This is a genomic window from Flavobacterium qiangtangense (assembly GCF_042658345.1).
GTDB lineage: Bacteria > Bacteroidota > Bacteroidia > Flavobacteriales > Flavobacteriaceae > Flavobacterium > Flavobacterium qiangtangense.
The window spans coordinates 47,441-74,339 of record NZ_JBHSQB010000008.1; the positions used below are offsets into that span (position 1 = coordinate 47,441).

25 protein-coding genes and 1 tRNA gene are annotated in these 26,899 nt (G+C 35.8%); 13 read left to right on the forward strand and 13 right to left on the reverse strand.

The window, feature by feature from the left end; translation table 11 throughout:
• The first annotated feature begins 177 nt into the window (after positions 1 to 177).
• From ACFPVY_RS10985 to ACFPVY_RS11005, 5 genes are all read left to right on the forward strand, one after another.
• Positions 178 to 648 carry an Lrp/AsnC family transcriptional regulator gene (locus ACFPVY_RS10985; protein ID WP_379792059.1) on the forward strand — a complete coding sequence of 157 codons (471 nt, stop codon included), beginning with the start codon at positions 178 to 180 and terminating at the stop codon, positions 646 to 648.
• 44 nt (positions 649 to 692) lie between these two features.
• Positions 693 to 1,466 carry a sensor histidine kinase gene (locus ACFPVY_RS10990; RefSeq protein ID WP_379792060.1) on the forward strand — a complete coding sequence of 258 codons (774 nt, stop codon included), beginning with the start codon at positions 693 to 695 and terminating at the stop codon, positions 1,464 to 1,466.
• Complete coding sequence (locus ACFPVY_RS10995; RefSeq protein WP_379792061.1) at positions 1,429 to 2,148, forward strand: LytR/AlgR family response regulator transcription factor; 720 nt, start codon at positions 1,429 to 1,431, stop codon at positions 2,146 to 2,148. Before ACFPVY_RS10990 ends, ACFPVY_RS10995 begins: the two co-directional genes overlap by 38 nt.
• Before the next feature lie 107 nt (positions 2,149 to 2,255).
• The gene (locus ACFPVY_RS11000; RefSeq protein ID WP_379792062.1) at positions 2,256 to 4,526 is read left to right on the forward strand and encodes a cation:proton antiporter; all 2,271 of its coding nucleotides are present in this window, start codon (positions 2,256 to 2,258) and stop codon (positions 4,524 to 4,526) included.
• A gap of 118 nt (positions 4,527 to 4,644) precedes the next feature.
• Positions 4,645 to 4,974 (forward strand): DMT family transporter, encoded by a 330-nt coding sequence (locus tag ACFPVY_RS11005; protein ID WP_379792063.1) that lies wholly within the window; start codon positions 4,645 to 4,647, stop codon positions 4,972 to 4,974.
• Here ACFPVY_RS11005 and ACFPVY_RS11010 read toward each other — a convergent pair.
• The 3 genes from ACFPVY_RS11010 to pyrH form a co-directional block, all read right to left on the reverse strand.
• Positions 4,971 to 7,466 (reverse strand): DUF5686 and carboxypeptidase-like regulatory domain-containing protein, encoded by a 2,496-nt coding sequence (locus ACFPVY_RS11010; protein WP_379792064.1) that lies wholly within the window; start codon positions 7,464 to 7,466, stop codon positions 4,971 to 4,973. The genes ACFPVY_RS11005 and ACFPVY_RS11010 overlap by 4 nt on opposite strands.
• Before the next feature lie 119 nt (positions 7,467 to 7,585).
• Positions 7,586 to 8,149, reverse strand: a complete 564-nt coding sequence (frr, locus tag ACFPVY_RS11015; protein ID WP_379792065.1) for a ribosome recycling factor — start codon at positions 8,147 to 8,149, stop codon at positions 7,586 to 7,588.
• A 77-nt stretch (positions 8,150 to 8,226) separates the two neighbouring features.
• Complete coding sequence (gene pyrH / locus ACFPVY_RS11020; RefSeq protein ID WP_296143293.1) at positions 8,227 to 8,934, reverse strand: UMP kinase; 708 nt, start codon at positions 8,932 to 8,934, stop codon at positions 8,227 to 8,229.
• A gap of 152 nt (positions 8,935 to 9,086) precedes the next feature.
• Between pyrH and ACFPVY_RS11025 the strand changes: the two genes are divergently transcribed.
• The gene (locus ACFPVY_RS11025) at positions 9,087 to 9,698 is read left to right on the forward strand and encodes a thioredoxin family protein (RefSeq protein WP_379792066.1); all 612 of its coding nucleotides are present in this window, start codon (positions 9,087 to 9,089) and stop codon (positions 9,696 to 9,698) included.
• Positions 9,699 to 9,771: 73 nt separating this feature from the next.
• On the opposite strand, the gene ACFPVY_RS11030 is transcribed toward ACFPVY_RS11025, so the two are convergent.
• The 5 genes from ACFPVY_RS11030 to ACFPVY_RS11050 are packed head-to-tail and all read right to left on the reverse strand — an operon-like array spanning position 9,772 to position 13,143.
• Positions 9,772 to 10,401, reverse strand: a complete 630-nt coding sequence (locus ACFPVY_RS11030) for a YiiX/YebB-like N1pC/P60 family cysteine hydrolase (protein WP_379792067.1) — start codon at positions 10,399 to 10,401, stop codon at positions 9,772 to 9,774.
• A 2-nt stretch (positions 10,402 to 10,403) separates the two neighbouring features.
• Positions 10,404 to 11,111: a tRNA pseudouridine(55) synthase TruB gene (gene truB / locus ACFPVY_RS11035; RefSeq protein WP_379792068.1), complete on the reverse strand. Its 708-nt coding sequence runs from the start codon at positions 11,109 to 11,111 to the stop codon at positions 10,404 to 10,406.
• Positions 11,111 to 11,929 carry an undecaprenyl-diphosphate phosphatase gene (locus ACFPVY_RS11040; protein ID WP_379792069.1) on the reverse strand — a complete coding sequence of 273 codons (819 nt, stop codon included), beginning with the start codon at positions 11,927 to 11,929 and terminating at the stop codon, positions 11,111 to 11,113. The genes truB and ACFPVY_RS11040 overlap by 1 nt, the downstream gene beginning before the upstream one ends.
• Before the next feature lie 51 nt (positions 11,930 to 11,980).
• The gene (locus ACFPVY_RS11045; RefSeq protein WP_379792070.1) at positions 11,981 to 12,223 is read right to left on the reverse strand and encodes a DUF3098 domain-containing protein; all 243 of its coding nucleotides are present in this window, start codon (positions 12,221 to 12,223) and stop codon (positions 11,981 to 11,983) included.
• Between the two features lie 44 nt (positions 12,224 to 12,267).
• The gene (locus tag ACFPVY_RS11050; protein ID WP_379792071.1) at positions 12,268 to 13,143 is read right to left on the reverse strand and encodes a cell division protein FtsX; all 876 of its coding nucleotides are present in this window, start codon (positions 13,141 to 13,143) and stop codon (positions 12,268 to 12,270) included.
• 162 nt (positions 13,144 to 13,305) lie between these two features.
• Between ACFPVY_RS11050 and ACFPVY_RS11055 the strand changes: the two genes are divergently transcribed.
• The 6 genes from ACFPVY_RS11055 to ACFPVY_RS11080 all read left to right on the forward strand — a co-directional run bounded on the left by ACFPVY_RS11055 (position 13,306) and on the right by ACFPVY_RS11080 (position 22,259).
• Complete coding sequence (locus ACFPVY_RS11055; RefSeq protein WP_379792072.1) at positions 13,306 to 13,812, forward strand: hypothetical protein; 507 nt, start codon at positions 13,306 to 13,308, stop codon at positions 13,810 to 13,812.
• A 48-nt stretch (positions 13,813 to 13,860) separates the two neighbouring features.
• On the forward strand, positions 13,861 to 17,061 hold the full coding sequence (locus ACFPVY_RS11060; RefSeq protein ID WP_379792073.1) for a leucine--tRNA ligase: 3,201 nt from the start codon (positions 13,861 to 13,863) through the stop codon (positions 17,059 to 17,061).
• Positions 17,062 to 17,308: 247 nt separating this feature from the next.
• Positions 17,309 to 18,007, forward strand: coding sequence for a zinc metallopeptidase (locus ACFPVY_RS11065; RefSeq protein WP_379792074.1), 699 nt, complete (start codon positions 17,309 to 17,311; stop codon positions 18,005 to 18,007).
• 539 nt (positions 18,008 to 18,546) lie between these two features.
• Positions 18,547 to 19,980, forward strand: coding sequence for an asparagine--tRNA ligase (gene asnS, locus ACFPVY_RS11070; RefSeq protein ID WP_379792075.1), 1,434 nt, complete (start codon positions 18,547 to 18,549; stop codon positions 19,978 to 19,980).
• A gap of 114 nt (positions 19,981 to 20,094) precedes the next feature.
• Positions 20,095 to 21,561: an RNA polymerase factor sigma-54 gene (rpoN, locus tag ACFPVY_RS11075; protein ID WP_379792076.1), complete on the forward strand. Its 1,467-nt coding sequence runs from the start codon at positions 20,095 to 20,097 to the stop codon at positions 21,559 to 21,561.
• Between the two features lie 92 nt (positions 21,562 to 21,653).
• On the forward strand, positions 21,654 to 22,259 hold the full coding sequence (locus ACFPVY_RS11080) for a hypothetical protein (RefSeq protein ID WP_379792077.1): 606 nt from the start codon (positions 21,654 to 21,656) through the stop codon (positions 22,257 to 22,259).
• Here ACFPVY_RS11080 and ACFPVY_RS11085 read toward each other — a convergent pair.
• Positions 22,254 to 23,069, reverse strand: coding sequence for a porin family protein (locus tag ACFPVY_RS11085; RefSeq protein ID WP_379792078.1), 816 nt, complete (start codon positions 23,067 to 23,069; stop codon positions 22,254 to 22,256). The genes ACFPVY_RS11080 and ACFPVY_RS11085 overlap by 6 nt on opposite strands.
• Positions 23,070 to 23,292: 223 nt before the next feature.
• Between ACFPVY_RS11085 and ACFPVY_RS11090 the strand changes: the two genes are divergently transcribed.
• Positions 23,293 to 23,607, forward strand: coding sequence for an HPF/RaiA family ribosome-associated protein (locus tag ACFPVY_RS11090; RefSeq protein WP_379792079.1), 315 nt, complete (start codon positions 23,293 to 23,295; stop codon positions 23,605 to 23,607).
• Between the two features lie 59 nt (positions 23,608 to 23,666).
• Here ACFPVY_RS11090 and ACFPVY_RS11095 read toward each other — a convergent pair.
• From ACFPVY_RS11095 to ACFPVY_RS11110, 4 genes are all read right to left on the reverse strand, one after another.
• A tRNA-Ser gene (locus tag ACFPVY_RS11095) sits at positions 23,667 to 23,751 on the reverse strand.
• A gap of 70 nt (positions 23,752 to 23,821) precedes the next feature.
• The gene (locus tag ACFPVY_RS11100; RefSeq protein ID WP_379792080.1) at positions 23,822 to 24,850 is read right to left on the reverse strand and encodes an asparaginase; all 1,029 of its coding nucleotides are present in this window, start codon (positions 24,848 to 24,850) and stop codon (positions 23,822 to 23,824) included.
• Positions 24,840 to 25,976: a 1-acyl-sn-glycerol-3-phosphate acyltransferase gene (locus ACFPVY_RS11105; RefSeq protein WP_379792081.1), complete on the reverse strand. Its 1,137-nt coding sequence runs from the start codon at positions 25,974 to 25,976 to the stop codon at positions 24,840 to 24,842. The genes ACFPVY_RS11100 and ACFPVY_RS11105 overlap by 11 nt, the downstream gene beginning before the upstream one ends.
• Before the next feature lie 65 nt (positions 25,977 to 26,041).
• A complete protein-coding gene (locus ACFPVY_RS11110; RefSeq protein WP_379792082.1) occupies positions 26,042 to 26,809 on the reverse strand; it encodes a TatD family hydrolase in 768 nt (255 codons plus the stop codon).
• Positions 26,810 to 26,899: the final 90 nt, after the last annotated feature.

A 26,899-nucleotide genomic window follows, 5' to 3' on the forward strand; every position in this document is an offset into this window, starting at 1 on the left:
CAATTTAGTTAGTAAAATTAAATAGTTCGTCTTCTGATATCTATGTAACAACTGACTTTTGTAAAACCCTACCTTGAAGATTGATTTTTTTAATCTAAGTTAATTTTCTTCGTAATTTTATTATATTTGATTCCTAAAATATATTAATTATCGGATTTTAGTTATAAATAAACAGCGATGAAAATAAATTCCTTACAAATAGAAATTGACGGTATCGATAAAGAGATTCTTCGAGATTTAATGGATGATGCCAGAAAACCAATTCTTCAGATTGCAAATAAAATCGGAATTTCTGGTGCGGCAATTCACCAAAGATTGAGAAAATTGGAACAAACAGGAGTTATTTCGGGTTCAAAATTTGTGGTAAACCCAAAAGTTTTGGGTTACAGCACAATGGCTTTCGTCGGAATTTATTTAGACAAAGCCGCTCGAAATTTAGAAGCTGTAAAAGAATTGAGAAAAATTCCGGAAGTTTTAGAATGTCATTACACGACCGGAAATTGGTCGATTCTAATAAAAATTATCTGTCGAGACAATGAACATTTAATGCAATTGTTAAATACTAAAATTCAGGCGATTGAAGGTGTTTCCAGAACAGAAACTTTTATTTCATTGGATACTCAAATTGAAAGACAGATTCAGGTTTAAGAATTTTGAAACTTAAATTTGCCTAATTTTACAAAAAAATCGAAATGAAAACGGACGTCTTAATCTCAAACACGCTCTATGTAATTGGGATTATTCTCATCATTCTTCTTGTTGTCGGGATTTTGCTTTTGGTCTATAAATTGAACCAAGCCAAAACGCAAAAAAACGAGTTTGAAGAAAAATACAATTCATTGGAATTGAAGGTAAATGGTTTGAAATTAGAAACTTTAGAATCGAAATTAAACCCGCATCTTTTTAAAAATATTTTGAATTCTATTCAGTCGCACGCCTATCAAACCTATCACGCGCTTGATAAATTGGCAAACGTTTTGGATTACATTTTATACGAAAGTCAGAAAAAATTTGTCTCTCCAAGAGAAGAAATTGAATTTGCCTTAAACTTGATCGAAATCAATAAAATCAAGGTGAGTCCGCTTTTTGAGTTGAAAGTAAAGACCAAAATTAAGGAAGGTGAAATGCTTTATGAACAAGACATTTTGGCTCCGATGATTTCCATCGATTTAATAGAAAATGCCTTCAAACACGCCGATTTAAAAAGCCCAGACGCGTTTATTTCAATTGTTTTTGAGTTTAAGGAAAGCAGTTTTTATTTGACAGTTTCTAATAAAATCTCCGATCATAAAACGTTGAAAAAAGACAACAGCGGTTTGGGATCCAATACGTTAGAACAGCGATTGAAAATAATTTACAACAATAATTTCAAGCTCGATAAATTTATCGAAGACGATGTTTATATTGCTCACTTAAAAATTGACCTCCTTGAATACAAAGCTCAAATGCTTGCTTCTGGACGATGAATTGCCAGGACTGACGTACTTAAAAATGCTCTGCGAACAAATTCCAGAACTGGAAATCGTGAAGTCATTTGACAATCCCGAAAAATTGCTCGCAGAAATGAAAAACCTCGATTTTGATTTGGTCATAACCGATATCGAAATGCCGGGAATGGACGGTTTGAGCGTGGCCAATTTGCTGAAAGACAAAATGGTAATTTTTACAACGGCCTACAAAGAATACGCCGCAGAAGCCTTTGATATTGAAGCGATTGATTACATCACAAAGCCTGTGAAAAAAGATCGTTTGCAGAAAGCGGTTTCAAAAGCTTTGGAAAAAGTCAATAAAAAAACAACAAATAAAAAGTTTGTACAACTTAATACCGACAAAGGAAAAGCGCTTCTTTTTTTCGACCAAATCATTCATATCCAGCCTTCTGAAAGCGACAGTCGTGACAAAGAAGTTTTGATGAAAGACGGAAATTCCATTTTATTGAAGAATATTACGTTCGCAAAATTGATTGCCCAACTTCCAAAAGCAGATTTTTGTAGAATTAATAAAAAGGATATTTTGGCAATGTCTGCCGTGAAATTTTTTGCCCACGATGAAATTACCACCACAATTTTAGACAAATCTGGAAAAAATATGGTGTTGTTTTTAAGCGATATTTATCGGTCAGACTTCCTCTGCAAAATCAACCTTTAAGTTTCATTACAAAATTCTGCCGTCTCATTACAATTGCCAAAAACTATTTTACAAAATCAATTTGTAAAACCATTTCAATGTAGATATTTGCGCAAAATAACCACATCATGCGCAAACATAAAAACTCCATTTTCTACGTGGTTCTAATCGCTGTTTTTTCACTAGTCATTTACTGGTTTTTGAACGAAGGAAAACATTTGGAAGCGGGAAGAACTATCATAGAAAAAACCTCAGATAAAACAGATTGGGCCGAATTTCTTGATTCAATGCAACACAGTTTGCAACATCCGTTGGCGATTTTATTGGCCCAAATCTTGACCATTATTTTAGTCGCAAGATTCTTCGGATGGATTTGTAGAAAAATCGGACAGCCTTCTGTCGTAGGTGAAATCATCGCTGGAATCGTGCTCGGACCTTCATTATTAGGATTGTATTTTCCAGAATTTAAAGACACGCTTTTTCCCGTGGCTTCACTCGGAAACTTGCAATTCTTGAGCCAAATCGGATTGATTCTTTTCATGTTCGTCATCGGGATGGAATTGGATCTAAAAGTTCTTAGAAATAAAGCGCACGATGCCGTTGTAATCAGCCACGCCAGCATCATTTTTCCGTTCACGTTGGGAATTGGATTAGCCTATTTTATGTACGAAACTTTTGCTCCAGCAGGTGTTGAATTTTTATCATTTGCACTTTTTTGCGGAATCGCGATGAGCATCACGGCGTTTCCGGTTTTGGCAAGAATCGTTCAAGAACGTGGCATTCACAAGACAAAATTGGGAAGCATCGTGATAACTTGCGCAGCCGCAGACGACATCACCGCTTGGTGTATTTTGGCAGCAGTAATTGCGATTGTAAAAGCCGGATCGTTCGTCAGTTCGCTATATATTATTGCCTTGGCAGTAACTTACGTATTTCTGATGATTTGGATCGTGAAACCGTTCTTGAAAAGAGTAGGAGATTTATATTCTTCCAGAAAAGCATTGAGCAAACCTGTCGTTGCCATTTTCTTTTTGACCTTGATAATTTCTGCGTATGTGACTGAAGTTATCGGAATTCACGCTTTATTCGGAGCTTTTATGGCTGGAGTAATTATGCCAGAAAGTGCCAAATTCAGAAGTATTTTTATCGAAAAAGTGGAAGATATTGCATTAATCATATTGCTTCCGTTGTTCTTCGTTTTCACCGGATTAAGAACTGAAATCGGACTTTTAGATGATCCTTATTTATGGAAAATCACCGGATTAATTATTGCGGTTGCCGTGATCGGAAAGTTTTTGGGAAGTACTTTGGCTGCAAAATTCGTAGGTCAAAATTGGCGCGATTCTTTATACATCGGTGCTTTGATGAATACCAGAGGTTTGATGGAACTGATTGTTCTTAATATCGGATACGAGCTAGGAGTACTTTCTCCGATGATATTCACGATGATGGTAATTATGGCTTTGGTGACCACTTTTATGACCGGACCCGCATTAGATTTAATCAATTATATTTTTAAAACCGGAAATTCAATGATTCCAGAAAATATTTCGAACAAAGCAAAATACAAGATTTTACTATCTTTTGCCGTTCCGGAGAGAGGAATTGCATTACTGAAAGTAGCCAATAGTTTGGTCAAAAAACAGAACGGAAACGCAATGGTAACCACGATGCACCTGTCTTCAAGTAATGAATTACACGGATTTGAAGCGAATCATTACGAACAAGAAATTTTTAAGCCAATCATAAACGAAGCCGAAAATTTGGAACAAAAAATCGTCACGCTTTTCAAAGCTTCTGTGGACGTGGATTCTGATATTACAGAAATCGCGAATCAAGGCGAATTTGATTTGCTTTTGATTGGTTTGGGACAGTCAATTTTCGAAGGAACGCTACTCGGAAGGGTTTTGGGTTATACCACAAGAATCATAAATCCAGACCGTTTAATTGACAAATTATCAGGAAAAGAGGGCTTGTTTGAAAATTCTCCGTTTGACGAAAGAACGCGTCATATCGTCGCTTACAGCAAAATGCCAGTGGGAATTTTAGTTGATAAAAGTTTGGAAGAAATCGACCAGGTTTTTATGCCGCTGTTTTCTGCCGACGATAAATTTTTAATAGAATATGCTCAGAAATTAATTCACAATAACGGATCTCAAATTACGATTTTAGATACCGCCGGAGAAATAAAAAATAATTCTGAAATCAAGGAAAGTATTCGTTCAATTGAGCAGATTGCACCAAATCATATCACCATGTCAAACGAAAAAACGATGAAAAAAGAATTTTTGGAAAACCAAGATTTGATGATCATCAGTTTAGACAGTTGGAAAAAATTAGTTGATTCGCAAAGCGTTTGGTTAAATAACACGCCATCTGTGTTAATTATTAAGCCATAAGCTAGAAAAAGCAATACTTTTGCACTTGGATTATTTATAGATTTACGTTAATATTAATTCTAATAAACCTGCCTGACTTTCGAGTTCGGCAGGTTTTATATATTTAAAAAACATCGAAATGAATTGGATTTTAGTGATTATCGCCGGATTATTTGAAGTAGGTTTTGCATCTTGTTTAGGCAAAGCCAAAGAAACTTCGGGAACAGAATCCACACTCTGGATGGTGGGATTTTTTGTTTGTTTGACGATTAGCATGGCGCTACTTTATAAAGCAACACAAACGCTTCCAATCGGAACAGCTTATGCCGTTTGGACCGGAATTGGTGCTGTTGGAACTGTTTTAGTGGGAATTTTAATCTTCAAAGAACCAGCAACTTTTTGGAGAATCTTCTTCCTTTCAACTTTAATTGCATCAATAATCGGATTGAAATTTGTATCAAGCCATTAAATTCCTAAGTTCAGAATCACGGTTAATTTTATAGAAATATTATCTTCAAATTTCGGAAGCTGATTTGGTCCATATCTATAAAATCCAGACAATCCGATGAATTTGTAGATTTGATTTAACTCGATTCCAGATTCAAAATAACCATCTTTTAAGGTTTTATAATCGAGTCCAACGTGCTGTTCTGGTTTTTCCATATCACCCCAAGCCGCACGAGTAACTAACACTGCAGAAGGTTTGATATTCTTGAAAAGTGTCACTCTTTTGAAACCGTGTTTCAACTGAAACATTGCATATTTGCTAGAGAAAAACTCATTGAAATACATCGTCTCAAAACTGTTTTTTCCAGAAATGGTAATACGCTGAATCAGTTTTTCTTTCGTAAGGCTATTTGGCGAAGTATTGTACAAATGCGAAATCGGAACATCGCCTAAAGCATAACCGGCTTCCATCAAAAAAGAAGTTTTTTGCCCGTTCAGATATTTCTTTTCATATTCAGCACGAACATCTAATTTCGAAAACTGAAAGTCGTTTTCAAACACTTTTGGAAGCGCTTGTGTAAACTGAAATGTAAACTTCGGATACCTTTTTTCAATTTCTAATTTTCCTGTGGGAGTTTGCATATAATCGCTGAAAGGATTCCATTGCAAGGCAAACATCGCCGTGGTCATGTCATAATTATTGTACAATTTTCCATCAAGATTATACACATAATTGAATTTTGGTTCAATTCTGCTGTGCGTCAATTGCCAGATACTTTCTGTTTTTGGGATAATTTTTGTTTCAATATAACCGCGCCACGTTTTATGATTGTAAAACGTACTTAAGTTGATTGGTCGAGGATCATAAATCTTAAAAACGCGCTTGTCAATCGCAAAAGACGTGCTACCTATTTCTCGAACATCATCTGTATAACTTCCACCAATCCAAGTGTTTGAAAAAATACCTAGACGAACTGCGCCACCGATACTGTATTTTATTTCACCATCTTTTGTACCATAAGCCGTGTAAGCTTCTAACCTAAATTTATTCGAAAATTTTTCATTGGTAACACCGCCCAAACCTAATCGAAATCCTTCATAATTGTTATAACTCAAAAGATAGCGAAGGTCTAAATCTACTGGACCAATTGGAATGTATCCATTCAAAATTTTTCTGCCGAGACGCAATTTTTTCTCAAATTTTTCTTTTTCAGCAATACTGTCTAAGGCAAAATAAGTTCGTTCGCTCCTGAGGTCGAGCGTGTCAATTCTGTATTTATTCCAAAATGATTCTTCTTTGTTTATAGCGTCATTCTTTACTTCAAGAGAAACTGCCGCATGCCTGATTTTAATCGGAACATTATATTCTTGGTCGAAATTGTACGATTTTGAAAGTAAATAAGTAAAATCAGAAGCTTCTTTCTTGCGGTTTTTTGTTTCGTCAAAATCACCTTCAAATTTTATGGTTCCACCTAAAATTCTAATGTCATCATCATTTTTCCCTTTGACAATTTTGAATTCTTTTTGTGTTGGAAACCACATTTGTTGATCTTCCAAATATTTGAATTCGTGTGTGGCAGAAATGTCTAAAACTGCACGAATTCGCATAATTGCTCTGGCAACAGCAAAGTTTTCTTGATCAATATAAAGAACTCCTTCCAAACCAAAAGTCTTGCTTTTTTTCCTTGGCTTGAAATAAATCATATAAGCATTTCTGTTCTCGATTTTTACCGTATCAAGCAGTTTGAAGCGATAGTCAGAAAACGCATCTGGAGCAATCGGACTGTTATATTTGGTTTCAAAAAGCTCATATTTCAAGTCATAAACTGAAAATGACTGCAGGTTAAAAGCAATAATTTCATAAATCGGATTCTTTAATCCGGCCATTCTGGTTCCTAAAATTGTTTCCTTCAAACGATTGTTGCTGAACTGAAATTGTGATACTTTTTCGGTCTGAAACAAATGCTGTTTGTCAATTATTTTCTTGAAATTATAATCAGAAGAATCGATTTCTTTAAAAACTCGTCCCGAATATTTTTCAACAAAAACCGAATCAATTCGTCCATCAATCGAATCTGGATCTGCCGTTACAACCAACTTGTTATAAGTCTTAAATTGAAAACTGTTTAATTTTTTTTGCGGATCGTTATTTTTTTTGTTCTGAATTGCCTTTCGAATTATCTCATTTGCAGGATTTTCTGATGAAGCAACTAAAACTTCTTCTAAATTTTCAGCCTTTGGAGAGAGATATATTTCAAAATGCTTTTTAAAACCTTTCGAGATATTATTTTTTGAATTATAACCAATGTAAGAAACTGAAAACAAATGTACTTCTGCTTTTGTAAACAAGATAAATTTTCCGTCAACATCAGTAATCGTAGAATTATTTTCGGCAGCAATTGTAGCAAAAGGAAGTGGTTTTTTCGTGCTTTCGTCTCTCACGATTCCAGAAATCTGAAATTGCGCTTGCACAGCAACCGAGAAAAAAAGAATCAAAAAAGTGAGAAATCTCATCAAGGGAAATTTGAATATAAGACGATTAAAATCCAGATTTGTTACAGTTGCAAATGTAATCTACTTAAACAAAAAAAATCCACTGTTTAAGTGGATTTTAATATTTTTAATCTGAAAGATTAAACTTTCATAATTTCAGCTTCTTTATTAGCCAAAAGTTCGTCGATTTTTTTAATGTAAGCATTAGTCAAATTCTGAACTTCGTCTTCTGCGCTTTTGCAAATGTCTTCAGAAGTTCCTTCTTTTTCTAGTTTCTTAATATCAGAATTAGAGTCTTTACGAACATTCCTCACGCCAATTTTTGCATCCTCTGCTTCCGCTTTTGCTTGTTTAGCCAAATCACGACGGCGCTCTTCTGTTAACGGCGGTACGCTGATGATGATCATATCGCCATTGTTCATTGGGTTAAACCCGATATTTGCAACTTGAATTGCTTTTTCGATCGGCTGAATCATATTTTTCTCAAAAGGCTGAATCGTAATCGTTCTCGCATCTGGAACACTCACTTTTGAAACCTGAGACAAAGCCGTTTGTGAGCCATAATAATCCACAAAAACGCTTCCCAACATCGCAGGACTCGCTTTTCCAGCACGGATATTTAAAAATTCTTTTTCAAGGTGCGCAATGGAACCTTCCATAGATTCTTTTGTGCTGTCTAATATAAAATCAATTTCTTCAGTCATCTTTTAGATTTTTAGAGTATTAGATGGTTAGATTTTTAGACTGTCTGGCAATCTAAGAAGTCTAAGCAGTCTAAAAATTATACATTAACTACTGTTCCAATATTTTGTCCTTCGCAGATTTTTAGAAGGTTTCCTCTTTTGTTCATGTCAAAAACAACGATTGGCAATTCGTTTTCTTGGCTTAAAGTGAAAGCCGTTGTGTCCATTACGTTCAATCCTTTTTTCAAAACGTCTTCAAAAGAAATCGTGTCGAATTTAACCGCATCAGCATTTTTTTCTGGGTCAGAAGTATAAACTCCATCGACGCGAGTTCCTTTTAAAATCACATCAGCGTGCACTTCCACACCTCTTAAAACTGCTGCAGTATCTGTTGTAAAATACGGATTTCCAGTTCCGGCTCCAAAAATAACAATTCTTCCTTTTTCAAGGTGACGAACCGCTCTTCTTTTGATGTAAGGCTCTGCAATTGCTTCAATTTTCAAGGCTGTTTGCAAACGCGTCAGCATTCCTTTGTCTTCAAGAGCGCCTTGAAGTGCCATTCCGTTGATAACGGTTGCCAGCATTCCCATATAATCGCCTTGAACGCGATCCATTCCGTTGCTTGCTCCGGCAACACCGCGAAAAATATTTCCTCCTCCAATCACGATTGCAATTTCTACGCCTTTGTCGTGGATTTCTTTAATTTCTTCTGCATATTCAGCCAATCTTGCTGGATCGATACCATATTGTCTGTCGCCCATCAAGGCCTCTCCGCTTAATTTCAGAAGGATTCTTTTATATTTCATAGCTGTGTTTTAGTTTTTCTTTTGCGTAAATCGTTTGAGTAATTTACTAAAAGTTGTGCAAATATAGTCATTATCTGTTTTTTTGGAATAAGTTGCTGAAAAAAAAGTAAATCCGTTTTTTAGATTTAATTTTGTATTGTAAAATCAAAGTTATGAAAGATATAATTAAAAATAGTTTGGACAAAAGCTTGACTTATTTTGAATATAGAAAAGTGGTTACGGATTTACTTTCGGAAGGAAAATCAACAGGAAATTCCCAGTCAGAAGATTTGTTGCATTACAGCAATTTGAACGAAACCCGAATGAATCGTTTGGAGAAAACAATTGTTATAACTCCAGAAAATGTAGAACGATTAAAACTTTTAAAAAAAAAATATCTTTGGCTGGTAATTTCTGAAGGTTGGTGTGGCGACGCAGCGCAATTGCTTCCGATTATGCACAAAATGGAAGTTTTGTCGGATAATATTGATTTTAAAATCGTGCTTCGTGACGAAAATGAAGCATTGATGAATCAATTTTTAACCAATGGTGGAAAGTCAATTCCGAAGTTAATTATTCTGGATGCAGATACTTTAGAAGTTTTATCAGATTGGGGGCCAAGACCGAAAGAAGCTTTTGATCTGGTAAAAAACTACAAAGAAAAACATGGCATTTTAGACGAAACCATCAAAACTGAATTGCAAATGTGGTATCTGCACGACAAAGGTTTGAGTGCTCAAAATGAACTTTTGGAGATGATGCGTTTGATTGATATTCAAGAGTAATTTGAAAAAATTTCAACACAGATTTCTCAGATTTCCACAGACATAATTTTTGTAAATCTATGCAAGCTGTGTTCTATTTTAAAGTTCCCAAAATAAAAATTTTATCCGAAGTTGACATTCCACCAGGATTACAACCCGGTTTTCCTTCCGGAATTTCGCTTCCAATTGCTTTGTAATATTCAATCCAAGCTGGGAAAAAATCATTCGTTCCCGGTTCTTTATAAGTCATTGGAAATAACTGAAAGAACGGTTTTTTGTTATTTGCCTTTTTAAAAGCATCATAAATCAATTCGGAACAATAATATTTTTCATTGTCATAAACATAATCATCGTCATACGGAACTCCAATTTGTTCCAAAGAAAAAGAAATCGCTTCTGGAATTATTTTTTCATATTTCTTTTTGACTCTTCCGATGTACATTGGTTTTTTTGTGTTTTTCGAAAATTTTTCCAACGTATTTAATCGAACCGCAGAACCCGCCGCTTCGATAATATAAATCGTATCATTTTTTTTGTAAACCAATCCCATATGGCTGAAATCGTTTCCTTTGTAACCTTCAGTAACGGCTTCAATCGCATCACATAAAGGACCGCAATCCATATCTTGGAAAATAAAATCGCCTGTTTTTAAATCAGATGGATTTATTTGAGCGTTTGATAAATACGTAAAACCTAAAAGAAATAGAAGGATTACTTTTTTCATAATTATTCTTTTTTTTCAGAAATAGAATCCACAAAAGCTTCTAAATCATAACCGTCTTCCACTTTATAATCGCCAATTTTTGTTCTTCGCAAAGCCGAAAGATGCGCGCCAGAATTCAAGGCTTTTCCAAAATCAAAAGCCAATGAACGAATATAAGTTCCTTTGCTACAAACTACTCTGAAGTCGATTTCGGGCAAAGCAATTCTGGTAATTTCGAATTCGTGAATAACTGTTTTTCTTGTTGGAATTTCAATTTCCTCGCCCGCTCTCGCGTGTTCGTATAAGCGAATTCCGTCTTTTTTTAGAGCGGAAAATATCGGTGGACGCTGGTCAATTTCTCCCAAAAACTGTTTTACGGTTTCGCAAATTAATTCTTCCGTAATATGTTCAGTTGGAAAAGTTTCGTTGATTTCAGTTTCCAAATCATAAGATGGCGTTGTGCCTCCAACCGTGATTGTTCCTGTATATTCTTTGGCTTGGCCTTGTAATTCGGTAATTCTTTTGGTGAATTTTCCGGTACAAACCAAAAGCAATCCTGAAGCCAACGGATCTAAAGTTCCGGCATGACCGATTTTAAATTTCTTTGGAAGTCCTACTTTGTTAATTAAGGTGTATTTTAATTTATTAACCGCTTGAAAGGATGTCCAATTTAATGGCTTGTCAATTAATAAAACTTGTCCTTCTTGAAAATCTTGTACGGATAATTTCATTATTTAAAGTAAGTAAAATAAATTAATAGAGCGATTCCAATTATGATTCGGTACCAGCCCCAAAATTTAAATCCATATTTGGTCAGAAGATTGATGAACGTTTTCACCGCAATTAAAGCCACGACAAAAGCCACAATATTTCCAACTACGAATAAAGTAATATGATTTTGGTCCTGAAAAATCATCTCATAACCTTTCATTTCCGTTGGCGTTCCTTTTCCCCAAGTTTTTACAAAAATCGAATAAACCGTCACGGCTAACATCGTAGGAACAGCCAAGAAAAAAGAGAATTCAGCAGATGCTTTTCTGCTCAAACCTTGTGTCATTCCGCCAATTATGGACGCTGCAGAACGGCTTGTTCCGGGCATCATCGCCAAACATTGCCAAAAACCAATAATGACAGCTTTTTTTACTGAAATTTCTTTTTCATCAACAATAGTTGGATTTTTAAACCAATTATCTACAAACAACAAAACAATGCCGCCCAAAACCAAAACCGATGAAATGGCGATTTGATTTCCTAAAACGGCTTCAATTTTATCATCAAAAAGATACCCCAAAACTAACGCTGGAATCACAGCAAAAATTAATTTTAGATAGAAATTTAAGTTACTAAAGTCAAAGAATTTCTTCCAATAAAGTACAACAATTGATAAAATCGCACCAAATTGTATCGAAACCTGAAACATTTTTAAGAATTCACTTTCCTCCATATTTAAAAGTGAGGCAGTGAATCCCATGTGAGCAGTTGATGAAACCGGCAAATATTCTGTTAAACCTTCGACAATGGCGATTAAAATAGCTTGAATTAAATCCATGTAATAAAATTATTATTAGCGAATGAGCTAATTAGAAAATGCGCTAATTCGCTAATTTTTCTTTGGGTTTTTTAAAATCGCATAAATCGTGATTCCAAAACCAATCAAAACTGTCGTTGGCGCCAATTTAATTCTTCTGAAATCAAAAATCTTGTCGCTAAAAACCGCTGGATTATCCGTTCCACCGCCTGACATCAAGATAAATCCAAGCGTGATTACTGCAATTCCAATTAATAGAAATTTGTAATTAACCTTCTCAAAAAGGAATTCGTTTTTATTTGTATCTTTATTCATAATATTATGTCTTAAAGTCTAATAATCTAATTTGTCTAAGCAGTCTAATAAAGGTCGTCGGTTCTTAAATTCAAGAAACGTTGCGTTGCAAAGAAAGTGCTGAACCAAGTAATCAAAATTCCCACCAGCAGCACGCCAACCAAAACCATCGAAATCATGAATTGGTCTTCCAAAATGTTTAAATTCGGGAAATTGGTGTCCACGTAATACAAAACGCCCATCAAGGCAATAATCGCCAAAACAGAACCAATTACGCCTAATTTTATGCTTCTCCAAATAAATGGCTTTCTGATAAATGATTTCGTCGCGCCAACCATTTGCATTGTTTTGATGATAAAACGATTCGAGTAAATCGAAAGTCGCATCGAGCTATTAATCAATAAAACCGCTACCAGAGCCAAAAATCCGCTGGCAATTAAAATCCAAAAACTGATTTTTTGAATATTGTCATTAACCAAATTCACCAAAACTTTGTCATAAACGATATCAGAAACCATCGGGTTTTCCAAAATTTTTGTCTCAAATTGTTTGATGCTATCCGTCACGATATAATCGGCTTTCAAGTGAATATCAAAAGAGTTTTCCAAAGGATTTTCGCCCAAAAACGCCATAAAATCTTCACCGATAATATCGGTATGCTGCTTCGCCGCTTGTTCTTTCGTCACGTATTCATACGATTTCACGAACTTTGAAGTTTTGATTTCCGTGTCAAAAGCGTTGATAATACTGTCCGTTGCTTCATTTTTAAAATAAACCGACATTGCAATTTCTTCCTTGAAATCATCCGATAATTTCTTAGAATTGATTACAAATAACCCCAAAATTCCCAATAAAAAAAGTACCAAGAAAACACTCAATACCACAGAGAAATAGGAAGAAATAAGTCGTCGCTTTTGAAATTTTTCGAAAGAAGATGCCATAGATTTTAATTTAAGCCGTAAAAATAATAAAGAATTTCTTTAAACACAGTTTATAACGCTCAAAGTTTTGACTTTCGTACAATAAACGTAAATTTGCGACTTCGAATTGATTTTTTTTGTATGAAGTCATTGCGAGGGAATTCTTTTAAGATAAAAAAATAAATGAGCAACACAAGATTGACACACGAAGAAAAAAATATTTTAAAAAAATCAATAAGTTTTGAGTTCCGTTTAATAAGCATCTATTACAAAAGTTTCTTTAAAATAATTCTTTTTCTCTCATTAATGATGGTACTAAGTTCGTTTTTTATAAAACTTAATTTTACTTTTTTAAATGGACTTTACATTTTTTTAGGTGTGCTTTTTCTGTTATTTTTGATTACCTATGAAAATTTATGGAAAATAGCAAAAGTATATTTAGACATAAATAATGACAAAAAAATATCAACTAAGATTCTTGATTTTGAATTAATAACAAATGAAGAAGTTTCATTTATAAAAGATAATATGAATGGAAGTCTTTTTAAAATTAATGAAGATTTAATACCATTTATAAAAACAAATTTACCTTTAGAAATAAAAATGGCGACAATAAGCAAACAAATAATATTCCTATCACAAGAAGATGGTAAAAATATTATTTTGACTGCGGAAATTCTCAAAACATAAACGTTCAGCCCTAAAACCCTGAACCCAAAACCTTGAACTGAAAGAAAAATGAAATACAATCCTAACGAGATAGAAAAAAACTGGCAGAAATATTGGGCCGAGAACCAAACCTTTGCTGCAGAAAATAATTCAGACAAGCCAAAATATTATGTTTTGGATATGTTTCCTTATCCATCTGGAGCCGGCTTGCACGTTGGGCATCCACTAGGTTACATCGCTTCTGACATTTATGCACGATTCAAACGCCACCAAGGTTTCAACGTTTTGCATCCACAAGGATACGACAGTTTCGGACTTCCGGCTGAACAATATGCCATTCAAACCGGCCAGCATCCTGATAAAACGACTAAGGAGAATATCGCCCGTTACAGAGAACAATTAGATAAAATCGGTTTTTCTTTTGATTGGAGTAGAGAAGTTCGTACTTCAAACGCCGATTATTACAAATGGACGCAGTGGATTTTCATCCAACTGTTCAATTCTTGGTACGATAAAGATGCCAACGAAGCCCGTGATATCAAGACATTGGTGATGGATTTTGAAGAAAACGGAAACGCAAAAGTAAACGCGGTTTCTGACGATAATATTCCAACATTCTCTGCAGAAGACTGGAAATCCTACTCAAAAGAAGAACAAGAAAGAATTTTACTAAAATACAGATTAACATTCCTTGCCGAAACCGAAGTCAACTGGTGTCCGGCATTGGGAACTGTTTTGGCAAACGACGAAATCGTAAACGGTGTTTCAGAACGTGGAGGGCATCCTGTAATCCGCAAGAAAATGACACAATGGAGCATGCGAATTTCCGCTTATGCTGAACGTTTGCTTCAAGGTTTGGATACCATCGATTGGACAGAATCTCTGAAAGAAAACCAAAGAAACTGGATTGGAAAATCGGTTGGAGCTTCGGTTACTTTTAAAGTGAAAGATTCAGAATTTGAACGAAATGCGGTTGATTATATTTTAAGCGGAGACGAAACTAACGAACACGTTATTGAAGTTTTCACGACAAGACCTGACACGATTTTCGGAGTAACATTTATGACTTTGGCGCCAGAACATGATTTGGTTTCAAAAATCACAACTCCAGAGCAAAAACAAGCTGTCGATGCTTACGTAGAAGCCACTGCAAAACGTAGCGAGCGTGAAAGAATGGCCGATGTAAAAACGATTTCGGGCGTTTTCACAGGCGCTTATGCCGAACATCCTTTTACCAAAGAAGCTATTCCGGTTTGGATTGGCGATTATGTTTTGGCAGGTTACGGAACTGGAGCCGTGATGGCCGTTCCTTGTGGCGACGAACGCGATTATGCTTTCGCAAAACACTTTGATATTGAAATTAAAAATATTTTTGAGAACGTAGATATTTCAGAAGAAGCTTACGGTTCAAAAGACAATGTGGTGATTGATAATTCAGATTTCCTAAACGGATTGAATTACAAGGAAGCCACCAAAAAAGCCATCGAAGCTTTGGAAGAATTAAACCAAGGAAAAGGAAAAACAAATTACCGTTTGCGTGATGCCGTTTTCTCCCGCCAAAGATATTGGGGCGAGCCGTTTCCTGTTTATTATGTAAACGGATTGCCACAGATGATTGCAACCCAGCACCTGCCGATCCGCCTTCCGGAAGTGGAGAAATATTTGCCAACTGAAGATGGACAACCGCCTTTAGGAAACGCAACCGAGTGGGCTTGGGATAGTGTTCAGAATGAAGTTGTCAGTACTCAGTTGATTGACGATAAAACAATTTTTCCTTTAGAATTAAATACCATGCCAGGTTGGGCAGGAAGTTCGTGGTATTGGTTGCGTTATATGGATGCGCATAATAATGACGAATTTGTTTCTGACGAAGCACAAAACTATTGGCAGAATGTCGATTTATATATAGGAGGAAGCGAGCACGCCACAGGCCACTTGTTGTATTCCCGTTTCTGGAACAAATTTTTGAAGGACAGAGGTTTTGTCAATCAGGAAGAACCGTTCAAGAAATTGATCAATCAGGGAATGATTTTGGGGATGAGCTCCTATGTCAATGTTGTTAGTTTTAACTTAACTCAAGTTAAGACTACGGAAACAGAATACATTAAAGATAGTGAGCTTAATAAGCCTAAATTATTAATTGATTATGACTTTTATAAAAAGATTATTGATGTAAAAGACAAAATAGGATATGTAGATTATCAATTTTTTAGTAATCCAATCTGGGTTGAAGATGCTTTGGGTTTACAAGATAAAACAGATGATATTTTATATGATGTGGAAAGAAAAATAAAAAAGAATTTAACCTCTGATGATTTTTCTACATTATCGCAACTTAAAAATTTAGAAGATGTTTTTGTAAATGAACTACAAGAATTGAATCCTTCATATAAAAATCAATTAAGGAGATTTCTAATTTCTATCAATTATTATCAAGTAAGAATTGATAGTTCTTTAGTTAATCCAATAACAAATGAATTAGATTTTGAAAGATTTAAAAATCATAATATTTACAAAGATGAATTCAAGTTCGCAAGTCTTTATAATTTAAATGTAAAGAATAAGTATGTAGTCAAGAGAGAAGTAGAAAAGATGTCGAAATCATTTTTAAACGTAGTAACCCCAGACGACATCTGCGAAGAATACGGAGCCGATACCTTACGTTTATACGAAATGTTCCTAGGTCCGTTAGAGCAGGCAAAACCTTGGAATACTGCCGGAATCACAGGTGTTTTCGGGTTCTTGAAAAAACTATGGAGATTGTATTTTGACGAATCAGGTTTGATTGTAAACTCAAATCCTGCGACGCCAGAAGCCTTGAAAACATTGCACAAAACCATCAAAAAAGTGCAAGAAGATATCGAGAATTTCTCTTTTAACACTTCGGTGAGTTCTTTTATGATTGCCGTGAACGAATTGACTGCGCAAAACTGCCACGAACGTTCGATTTTAGAGCCGTTGGCCATTTTAATTTCTCCGTACGCGCCTCACATTGCTGAAGAATTGTGGGAAAAATTAGGACATTCTGGAAGTATTTCAACGGTTCCTTTCCCAAGATTTAATCCAGAATATTTGGTAGAAAGCAACAAAGAATATCCGGTTTCTTTTAATGGAAAAATGCGTTTCACAATGAACCTTCCATTAGATTTGACGGTGGCAGAAATTGAAGAAATCGTGATGAAAGATGAAAGAACCATCAAGCAACTGGACGGAGCCACGCCTAAAAAAGTGATTATCGTTCCTGGGAAAATCATCAACTTGGTTGGGTAAGACTCGGAAGTTTTTCTTTGCGGATCTTTGCGATTTCTTTTTCTTCTCTTTGCGTTTATTTCTCAACAACAGTTTTTTAACGCAAAGATTGTAAGGTTTCGCAAAGTTTCGCAAAGCTCAAATTTTTAAGAAAAATTTATCACTGACAAACTTTCATAATACTAAGAACCTCGCTAAATTGGCGAGGTTCTTGCTTTCTATACACAAAGAATTTTAAATCTTTCAATCATTAAATTTTAAATCAAAAATGATAGGATATTATATTTTACTCGGAGTTATCGCTTTAGTCAGTTGGGCGGTCAGTGCAAAACTGCAAAGCAAATTTGAGCATTATTCAAAAGTGCATCTTCGCAACGGAATGAGCGGTGCAGAAATTGCCGAAAAAATGCTCGCTGACCACGGAATTTCAGGCGTTCGCGTGATTTCAACTTCCGGGCGTTTGACAGACCATTATAATCCGTCAGATAAAACCGTGAACTTGAGCGAAGCCGTTTACAACCAAAGGAATGCCGCAGCTGCAGCCGTTGCCGCGCACGAAGTGGGTCACGCTGTGCAACACGCCCAAGCTTATCAATGGCTGACGATGCGTTCAAAAATGGTTCCGATGGTGAATGTTGCTGCGCCAATTTCGCAATGGCTGATTATTATCGGTTTGGTTTTGGGTGCCGCCGCAGGTATCGGAGCCGGATTTTATGTTGCCGTTGCCGGTCTTGCCTTGATGACCATCGCCACTATTTTTAGCGTGGTTACGTTGCCCGTTGAATATGACGCCAGCAACCGCGCTTTGGCTTGGCTAAAAAATAAAAATATGTTGAGCCAGCAAGAATATGCCGGAGCTGAAGATTCCCTGAAATGGGCTGCGCGAACCTATCTTGTTGCGGCTTTGGGTGCAGTTGCTTCCCTGATTTATTGGGCAATGCAGGTTTTTGGAGGACGAAGAGACTAAACTAAAAATAAATTTAAAAAGAGCCATATCCATAAGGATGTGGCTTTTTTTTTGAAGCGAGTCGGCAGTAATTTATAAGGAAAGGCAATTCCCGCTGTATTCCAGAACTTTTCATTTTTAAAGAAAAAATGAAAAGGTTCTTCCCTGCCATCGGGGCTATTTGAGAAAGTATTCGCTTACTTGTAAACTTCAGGGACAAACGTTGTCGATATACTTTGTCGTTAGCTAACCGATTTTCAAAACGGGTTAGGTATTTTTTGACGTATAAAATTTTTTAGCTTCTTTCCGATTTTCCTTTGAATCTTCCCATCTTTTTTTATCTTCGTTTTTAGTATCTTTGCGGGCTGTTGATTCCAGTTGGCGGACGGAAGTTAAAAGAAAACGAAAAGTTTTCAACTAGCCCTGATGGCCGACAATATCCTTTTGTTCTGGGGTTCAGAACAAAAGATATGGCGAGCCAGCAGGAAAATGATTTAAAAAAAGCCGATTGTTTGGCTCATAAAAAAAGAATAAATTCAAGAATATTTATATTAGTAAAAATGAAACACACAAAAGTTAAGGAGCTGTTGAATAGTGCTCAAACGATGCAGGAAGTTTATGTAAAAGGCTGGGTCAGAACGTTTAGAAATAATCAGTTTATTGCCTTGAATGACGGTTCGACTATCAATAATATTCAGTGTGTTGTGGATTTTGAAAATACGCCGGCAGATACTTTAAAGCGTATCACGACTGGTGCGGCGGTGGCTTTGAAAGGTGCATTGACGGAAAGCAAAGGTGCCGGACAAAAATATGAAATTCAGGTAACGAGCTTGGAGATTTTAGGCGATTCTGACCCAGAGAAATTCCCGATGCAACCCAAAAAACATTCGCTTGAATTCTTGCGTGAGAATGCGCATTTGCGTGTGAGAACGAATGCTTTTGGAGCGATTATGAGAGTTCGTTCGGTGTTGTCTTTTGCGGTGCACCAATATTTTCAAGAAAAAGGTTTTGTGTATGTGAATACGCCTGTAATTACTGGTGCTGACGCGGAAGGTGCGGGCGAAATGTTTCAGGTAACTTCTTTGCCTTTAGATAATTTGCCAAAAAACGAAGAAGGAAACATCGATTATAAAAAAGATTTCTTCGGAAAACATACAAATTTGACAGTTTCTGGTCAATTGGAAGGCGAGGCTTTTGCAATGGCTTTGGGTCAGATTTACACTTTTGGACCTACTTTTAGAGCGGAGAATTCAAACACTTCACGCCACTTGGCCGAATTTTGGATGATTGAGCCAGAAGTTGCATTCAATGATTTGCACGACAATATGGATTTAGCCGAAGATTTTATTCAATATGTAATTAAATATACGGTTGAAAAATGTGGCGACGATTTGAAGTTTTTGGAACAACGCCTTTTAGAAGAAGAAAAATCAAAACCGCAAGCGGAAAGAAGCGAATTGGCTTTGCTTGAGAAATTGAATTTTGTGTTGGAAAACAATTTTAAACGTGTTTCTTACACAGAAGCGATTGATATTTTGAAAAATTCAACTCCGAATAAAAAGAAAAAATTCAACTATATTATTGAAGAATGGGGCGCTGATTTGCAATCAGAACACGAACGTTATTTGGTGGAAAAACACTTCAAATCGCCAGTAATTGTTTATGATTATCCGGCAAATATCAAATCGTTTTACATGCGAATGAACGAAGACGGGAAAACGGTTGGAGCGATGGATATTCTTTTCCCGGGAATTGGAGAAATCGTTGGAGGTTCACAAAGAGAAGAGCGTTTAGACGTTTTGCTCGAAAAAATGAAAGTGATTGGCATCGATGAAGAAGAACTTTGGTGGTATTTAGATACGCGCCGTTTTGGTTCTGCGGTTCACAGCGGTTTCGGTCTTGGTTTTGAGAGATTGGTGCTGTTTGTAACGGGAATGACGAATATCAGAGACGTAATTCCTTTTCCAAGAACTCCGGGAAATGCGGAGTTTTAATAGTCAATACTTTATAAAAATCATCTCAAAAATGGCACAAGTTTATCTTAACATGTGCCATTTTTGTTTGAAAATGCTTAAATTTGAAATGTAAATTCCAAATAAATCCATAGAATGCTTAAGCAATTTTTACAACTTAAATTATCTCAGAAATTATCTCCGCAGCAAATCCAGCTGATGAAGTTAATTCAATTGCCTACGCAAGCTTTTGAACAGCGTTTAAAAGAAGAAATGGTCGAAAATCCTGCGCTGGAAACGGGGAAGGAAGAAGATGAATATGAAAAAGACGAATTCGAAAACGAAGAATATGACGATTATGATGAATTCGAAAACGACAGAATTGATGCCGAAGACATCAATATCGATGAATATTTAAGCAATGACGAAACGCCAGATTACAAACTTCAGGCGAATAACTATAGTGATGACGACGAAGACAGAAGCATGCCGTTCGCCGCACCGGTGAGTTTTCACCAAGATTTGATCAATCAATTGAACACGTTTATCTTGAACGATGAAGAGCGTGAAATTGCAGAATTTTTAGTTGGTAGCATTGATGATATGGGTTATATCAGAAGAAGCATTCCTGATATTGTGGACGATATGGCGTTCACGCAAGGAATTTATACAGATGAAAAAAACGTAGAAAAAATCTTGCACGTTATTCACGAATTAGAGCCTTCGGGAGTTGGCGCACGAGATTTGCAAGAATGTCTTTTGTTGCAATTAAAGCACAAAACTCCGACGGAAGCTGTGGAACTGGCGATTGATATTTTAGAACACCAATTCGAAGCTTTTACGAAGAAACATTACGATAAATTGCTTCAAAAATATGGCGTTTCTCAAGACCAATTGAAAAAAGCAATTGACGAAATTGAGAAATTAAACCCAAAACCAGGAGGCGCTTTTACCGGAAATAATAAAATGGTGGAGCACGTTGTCCCTGATTTTACCATAAGAATTGTCGAAGGAGAATTGGAGCTTTCCTTAAATGGAAGAAATGCACCAGAACTTCATATTTCGAAAGATTATCAAGAAATGATGCAGACTTACAAAGCATCTCGCGATAAATCTAACCAGCAAAAAGAAGCGGTTCAGTTCATCAAACAAAAGCTGGATTCAGCAAAATGGTTCATCGATGCGATCCGTCAGCGTCAAGAAACGTTGTTTGTGACGATGAACGCAATTATGCATTATCAGGAAGAATTTTTCTTAGATGGCGATGAAACCAAACTAAAACCGATGATTTTAAAAGACATCGCTGATATGGTTGGCTTGGACATTTCAACCGTTTCTCGTGTGGCAAACAGCAAATATGTGGAAACGCCATACGGTACAAAATTAATCAAGGAATTCTTTTCGGAAGCGATGAAAAATGACCAAGGCGAAGATGTTTCTACGCTTGAAATCAAGAAAATTTTGCAGAATGTAATCGAGGAAGAAGACAAGCAGAAACCGCTTCCGGATGACCAATTGGCTGATATTTTAAAAGAAAAAGGATATCCAATTGCCAGAAGAACGATTGCAAAATACAGAGAACAGTTAGATATTCCAGTGGCGAGAATGAGGAAGAAAATGTAATTTAGTTAGGAAATTTGAGAATGAGAGTAATTAGATAATTGTTTCAAAATGTGTAAATTATTGGCTTTTGCCTAATTACTTTTGGCTTAAAAATGAAAAAATTCCTCTCCATCTTTTCTTATATTTTTCATCCGATGTTTATCTCGGTGTATGCCGTTTTGCTGTATTTTTTCTTAACCGACCGATATCATACGTATCAGGAATTTTTCTTGATAATGATTCAAATTATCATCTTGACGATTTTAATCCCCATCTCAATGTTTTACTTTTTAATGACTTTGGGAAGGGCAAGTTCTTTTATGCTTTCTGAAATTCGGCAACGCAAAATTCCGCTGGTTATTAATATGATTTTACTCTATATTTTAATTACGCAGAGTATTCGTGAAGAATTTATACCCGAATTGTATTTCTTCTTTTTCGGAGCTTTGGCAAGCACGATTTTAACTTTTCTCTTGATTTTTACCAATTTAAAAGCCAGTATTCACATGGTGGGAATTAGTTCTTTGGCGGTTTTTGTAATTGGATTTAGCCTTCACACACAAGTCAATCACATTTATTTAGTGGCTTCGTTTTTGTTTTTGGTTGGAGTTGTCGCTACTTCCAGATTATCGATGAAAGCGCACGATGGAAAAGAATTAATTGCCGGATTTATCGCCGGAGTTTTGCCTCAAATCAGTCTTTTGTATTTTTGGCTATAAGATATAAAACATCAACCCGATGTTAATTGTATTCATATCAATTGATTTTCCGTCAATTTTCGCATCCGATTTTAAAAGTGAATTTAAGCCATAATAAGCGTGAAAATTCCAAGTATTGTATCCAAATGCAATGTAAGCGCCATATTGAAATTTGTTGAAATCCTTATTATTGAAGATTTTCACCGTTTCGTTTCCGTCCACATATTTTGATTTGTTCAAGAACAGATAACTGAATTTGACGCCAGTATAAATTCTCCAAAATCGGTGCGTCTGCATCGTTGAGGTTCTCCATCGAAATTCAATCGGAAGGTCCACAAAATGAAGCGCAAATTTATTTTTATCAAAATCAACTTCGTTTTCATCAATCACTTCATAATTTGGATTTCCGTCGACTTCTGTAATTTTTATATTTTGCCTAAAATCATTCATCGAATAACCAAGACCGACTGCAATGGCCACATTTCGTCTTTTATTCAAAGGCATATCTCTTAAAAAACCCAAGTGCAATCCCGAAGAAAATGAATTTTGGCTCACACCATCCGGATTATTTTGAAGCAAATTATAAGTCAACCCAATGTAAAATTGGTCTTCGCGATACAAAGAATCAATTACGGTAACGGTAATATTTGTGGAATCTCTTTTTCTCTTAGCTTCTTCAATTTCTCTTGCGTCTGCGGGTTTTTCCTCTCGCAAAGATTCCTTGATGCGCTCTTGTTCTTCTCGTTCTTGAGCCTCTTTAATCTGCTGATTTTCTTGCGCAAAAGCGGTAAAAAATGCAAAGAAGAATAGCAAGAAGAAATACTTTTTCATAAGATATATGTTTTTGGTTTTCCAATCAAAAGTAGCAGAAATCCAATGCGGTTTTATTTTTGAGGGAAATTACAAAAAAAGGAATTATTTTCGGCTGAATTGCTTAAAATTAAGTTTTGAGAAGAAGTTATTTTTTTGAAAATTTACTCACAATGTTTTACTAATTGCTTCTGATAATCAAAAATCAATCTCTAAATTTGATAGAAACAAAACACAAAATATTATGCAAATACAGTTCAACACAGACAAGACAATTGAAGGCCACGAGAGAATGCAGAACCATTTTTCAGCGGAAATTGAAGAAAAACTAAAACGTTTCGACGATAAAATTACGCGCCTTGAAATTCACATTGGTGATGAAAACAGCGACAAGTTTGGCTTAGACGACAAACGTTGCGTAATTGAAGCCAAATTAGCCGGATTAAATCCAATTGTGGTGACGCACAACGCAGATTCTGTTGAAAAAGCATTCAGCGGCGCTTCTGATAAAATCAAAAAAGTTTTGACAACGACTTATGACAAAATGAAAAGTCATTAATGGTTTTTAACCTAAATAAAAAAGGCTTCTGATAATTTTCAGAAGCCTTTTGTTTTTTGCAGAGAGGATGGGATTCGAACCCACGATATGTTGCCATATACACGCTTTCCAAGCGTGCGCCTTCAGCCACTCGGCCACCTCTCTATTTTATTGCGGTTGCAAATAACTGCAAAATTTATGAGGAAAGAAAATTTACTTAGAGATTTATCAAAAATTAAGAAAGCTCGCCACGAAGTGAAGTTTCAAAAATTGTTTTGAAAACATTTGGCGAAACTTTTTGTCCTAGTAAATACATCAGCTTGGTAATCGCAGATTCTGTCGTAATATCTTTTCCTGAAATCACGCCAATTTTTTTCATTGCAGAACTGGTTTCATATTTTCCCATGTCCACGCTTCCGGCAGAACATTGTGTTACGTTGATTATTATCAGTCCGTTTTTGATGGCTTTCTTGATTAGCGAAATAAACCAATCGTCTGTTGGAGCGTTACCGGCGCCATAAGTTTCCAATACAATTCCTTTCAAATTCGGAATATTTATGATGGCCGAAAGCACATTTTCGCTGATTCCCGGAAACATTTTTACAACGGCAACATTGTCATCAATTTCGGTATGAACTTTGAATTTCTTGGCTCCAGATTTTGGTAGAAGCAATTCGTTATTTACTTTTAAATGTACTCCAGATTCTGCCAAAGGCGCATAATTAGAAGAAACAAAAGCGTTGAAATGTTCTGCATTAATCTTTGTAGTACGGTTTCCGCGGTATAATTTGTATTCAAAATAAAGGCAGACTTCATTGATAACCGGCTTGTTTTTGTGTTGCAAAGAAGCAATTTGAATTGCTGTAATCAAGTTTTCTTTGGCGTCTGTTCTCAAATCTCCAATCGGCAATTGCGAACCCGTAAATACAACAGGCTTTGCTAGATTTTCCAACATAAAACTCATCGCTGACGCAGAATAAGACATGGTATCTGAACCGTGAAGCACCACAAATCCGTCGAAAGAAATGTAATTTTCTTCTATGATTTTGGCGATTTGAATCCATTTTTCAGGATTCATATTCGAAGAATCAATCGGATTGTCGAACGAAATAGTTTCGATTTCGCAGTCCAATTGTTTCAACTCTGGAATTCGCTGTAAAAGTTTGCTAAAATTGAACGCTTTCAAGGCTCCAGTTTCAAAATCCTTCATCATTCCGATGGTTCCACCGGTGTAAATCAAAAGTATTTTTGGCCTAGATTGCATTTTCGTATTTTGATTTATTCACCACCGGATTCGCGTACATCGCTAAAAAACCTTGCATCTCAATCGGATTATTTTCGTCGATTCTGATTTCAAGGCGTCTTTCGAAAAGCGATTTTTCTTTCTCGGTATATAAATGTGAATATTTTGTAGTGTTGTTTAAAATGTCATAAGCAATATAATTTGTCGGCCATAATTTATAGCTCGCCAAAATCGAATCGTCAATTATTTGTGCCAAAGCCTGAATTTGCTTGTTTGAATTGTCAAATTCTGAGGTAATCGCATCTAATTCAGTATCTAAAACGTCGCCGACGTGAATGTGAATTCGCTTTTTCTGACCCATAATTCCGCTTAAAAGCGTCATAAAGTCTTCGTTTTTATCTTTGATGTACACTTCGTCGTTTGCTTCCGCCATTAATTGTGGCATTTTCAAAGCATCCGTTGGGTCATATTCATAAGAAATTGAAACCGGGACAATTTTTAGTTTTTTGAAATATTCCATCAAATTTTCTTCGTCAGAAGCCATTGAAAGCATTTTCAAAACGCCTGGATGTGTAGCATCGTTTCCGTCTTTTGTGCGTCCTTCGCGTTGCGCAATCCAAACCGAACGGTTTTCTCTCAAAATTAATTGCCCAATATATTCCGACATTAATTTAGAGCTTTGCAACAATTCTCTTGGCGACAAACCGCGTTGAACTAAGAAATTTCTATTTAGTTTTGATAAAACGTGCAGAAAAGTTTTTTTGACCAAATTATCTCCGATAGCCGAAGCAGTCATCACCAAACCGTTTTCAAATAGACAGGTATTTAACAAAGAAGTGTCTAAAATAATATCACGGTGATTGGAAATAAAAAGATATGGAGTGTGTTTGTCAAGCTTTTCAAAACCCGAAGTCGTCAATCCTTCAGAGCTGTTTTCAAGCACTTTCATCACAGCTTTGTAGATGAAATTGCACTGAAAATCTCTTATAGAATGCGTTCTTTTTAATTGCTCAATCCAGACTTTATCTTCTAATTCTGGGAAGGTAAAACTCATCATCGCCTTCATCATCGGATGGTCGGCAACTTTACATAAAGCCTCGTTTACTTCTACATCATAAAACGGTCGGATAGTATCAAATTTGGACATTTACTGTATTTTTTTAACAATTCACAAATGAACAAAAATTTTATGAATTTTGCGTGATTTCTTTGTTAAATCCCGAAAATTGCTTTTGAGTTTTCCGTAGTAATTTTTGCAATTTCTTCCAAAGGCAAATTATAGATTATTGCCAGTTTTTCTGCAACTAATTTTGTGTAACTACTTTCGTTTCTTTTTCCTCGAAAAGGAACAGGAGCGAGGTAAGGCGAATCGGTTTCCAAGACGATGTGTTTGAGGTCAATTTCGTTTAAGAATTGGTCAATTTTTCCGTTTTTAAAGGTGGAAACACCGCCTATTCCGAGTTTTAAATTATAAGAAATGGCTTGAAGTGCTTGTTCGTAAGTTCCGGTGAAACAATGAAAAATCCCGAATAACTCGTCTGATTTTTCGGTTTCCAAAACTTCAAAAACCTCGTCAAATGCGTCGCGACAATGAATGTTTATCGGAAGCTTGTATTTTTTAGCTAATTGAATTTGTCTTTTGAAAGCTATTTTTTGCTGTTCTAAAAACGTCTTGTCCCAAAACAAATCAATCCCGATTTCACCAATGGCGTAGAATTTTCTTTTTTCTAATTGGGATTCCACAAAAGCCAATTCTTCTTGATAATTTTCTTTGACGTAAGTGGGATGCAAGCCCATCATCAAGAATACATTTTCTGGATATTGCTTTTCGATTTCATACATTTTTTCGGTGTAGGTAGAATCAATCGACGGGACGAAAATACGCTCAACGCCAGCTTCAAAAGCACGTTGCATCATTTCGTTTCTGTCTTGGGCAAATTCTTCGGAGTAAATATGGGAATGGGTGTCGGTGAAAATCATTTTAACTTTATTGAGAGGCAAAATTACGGAATTTTTTGTCGATTTGTCATCGCGAGGAACGAAGCAATCTCACAACTATTGTCGACAAAG

Bases quoted from the DNA above. Each gene is read 5' to 3' on its own strand.
- ACFPVY_RS10985 (WP_379792059.1), top strand. From the start codon at position 178: ATGAAAATAAATTCCTTACAAATAGAAATTGACGGTATCGATAAAGAG.
- ACFPVY_RS10990 (WP_379792060.1), top strand. From the start codon at position 693: ATGAAAACGGACGTCTTAATCTCAAACACGCTCTATGTAATTGGGATT.
- ACFPVY_RS11000 (WP_379792062.1), top strand. From the start codon at position 2,256: ATGCGCAAACATAAAAACTCCATTTTCTACGTGGTTCTAATCGCTGTT.
- ACFPVY_RS11005 (WP_379792063.1), top strand. From the start codon at position 4,645: ATGAATTGGATTTTAGTGATTATCGCCGGATTATTTGAAGTAGGTTTT.
- ACFPVY_RS11010 (WP_379792064.1), bottom strand. From the start codon at position 7,466: ATGAGATTTCTCACTTTTTTGATTCTTTTTTTCTCGGTTGCTGTGCAA.
- frr (WP_379792065.1), bottom strand. From the start codon at position 8,149: ATGACTGAAGAAATTGATTTTATATTAGACAGCACAAAAGAATCTATG.
- pyrH (WP_296143293.1), bottom strand. From the start codon at position 8,934: ATGAAATATAAAAGAATCCTTCTGAAATTAAGCGGAGAGGCCTTGATG.
- ACFPVY_RS11025 (WP_379792066.1), top strand. From the start codon at position 9,087: ATGAAAGATATAATTAAAAATAGTTTGGACAAAAGCTTGACTTATTTT.
- ACFPVY_RS11030 (WP_379792067.1), bottom strand. From the start codon at position 10,401: ATGAAAAAAGTAATCCTTCTATTTCTTTTAGGTTTTACGTATTTATCA.
- truB (WP_379792068.1), bottom strand. From the start codon at position 11,111: ATGAAATTATCCGTACAAGATTTTCAAGAAGGACAAGTTTTATTAATT.
- ACFPVY_RS11040 (WP_379792069.1), bottom strand. From the start codon at position 11,929: ATGGATTTAATTCAAGCTATTTTAATCGCCATTGTCGAAGGTTTAACA.
- ACFPVY_RS11045 (WP_379792070.1), bottom strand. From the start codon at position 12,223: ATGAATAAAGATACAAATAAAAACGAATTCCTTTTTGAGAAGGTTAAT.
- ACFPVY_RS11050 (WP_379792071.1), bottom strand. From the start codon at position 13,143: ATGGCATCTTCTTTCGAAAAATTTCAAAAGCGACGACTTATTTCTTCC.
- ACFPVY_RS11055 (WP_379792072.1), top strand. From the start codon at position 13,306: ATGAGCAACACAAGATTGACACACGAAGAAAAAAATATTTTAAAAAAA.
- ACFPVY_RS11060 (WP_379792073.1), top strand. From the start codon at position 13,861: ATGAAATACAATCCTAACGAGATAGAAAAAAACTGGCAGAAATATTGG.
- ACFPVY_RS11065 (WP_379792074.1), top strand. From the start codon at position 17,309: ATGATAGGATATTATATTTTACTCGGAGTTATCGCTTTAGTCAGTTGG.
- asnS (WP_379792075.1), top strand. From the start codon at position 18,547: ATGAAACACACAAAAGTTAAGGAGCTGTTGAATAGTGCTCAAACGATG.
- rpoN (WP_379792076.1), top strand. From the start codon at position 20,095: ATGCTTAAGCAATTTTTACAACTTAAATTATCTCAGAAATTATCTCCG.
- ACFPVY_RS11080 (WP_379792077.1), top strand. From the start codon at position 21,654: ATGAAAAAATTCCTCTCCATCTTTTCTTATATTTTTCATCCGATGTTT.
- ACFPVY_RS11085 (WP_379792078.1), bottom strand. From the start codon at position 23,069: ATGAAAAAGTATTTCTTCTTGCTATTCTTCTTTGCATTTTTTACCGCT.
- ACFPVY_RS11090 (WP_379792079.1), top strand. From the start codon at position 23,293: ATGCAAATACAGTTCAACACAGACAAGACAATTGAAGGCCACGAGAGA.
- ACFPVY_RS11100 (WP_379792080.1), bottom strand. From the start codon at position 24,850: ATGCAATCTAGGCCAAAAATACTTTTGATTTACACCGGTGGAACCATC.
- ACFPVY_RS11105 (WP_379792081.1), bottom strand. From the start codon at position 25,976: ATGTCCAAATTTGATACTATCCGACCGTTTTATGATGTAGAAGTAAAC.
- ACFPVY_RS11110 (WP_379792082.1), bottom strand. From the start codon at position 26,809: ATGATTTTCACCGACACCCATTCCCATATTTACTCCGAAGAATTTGCC.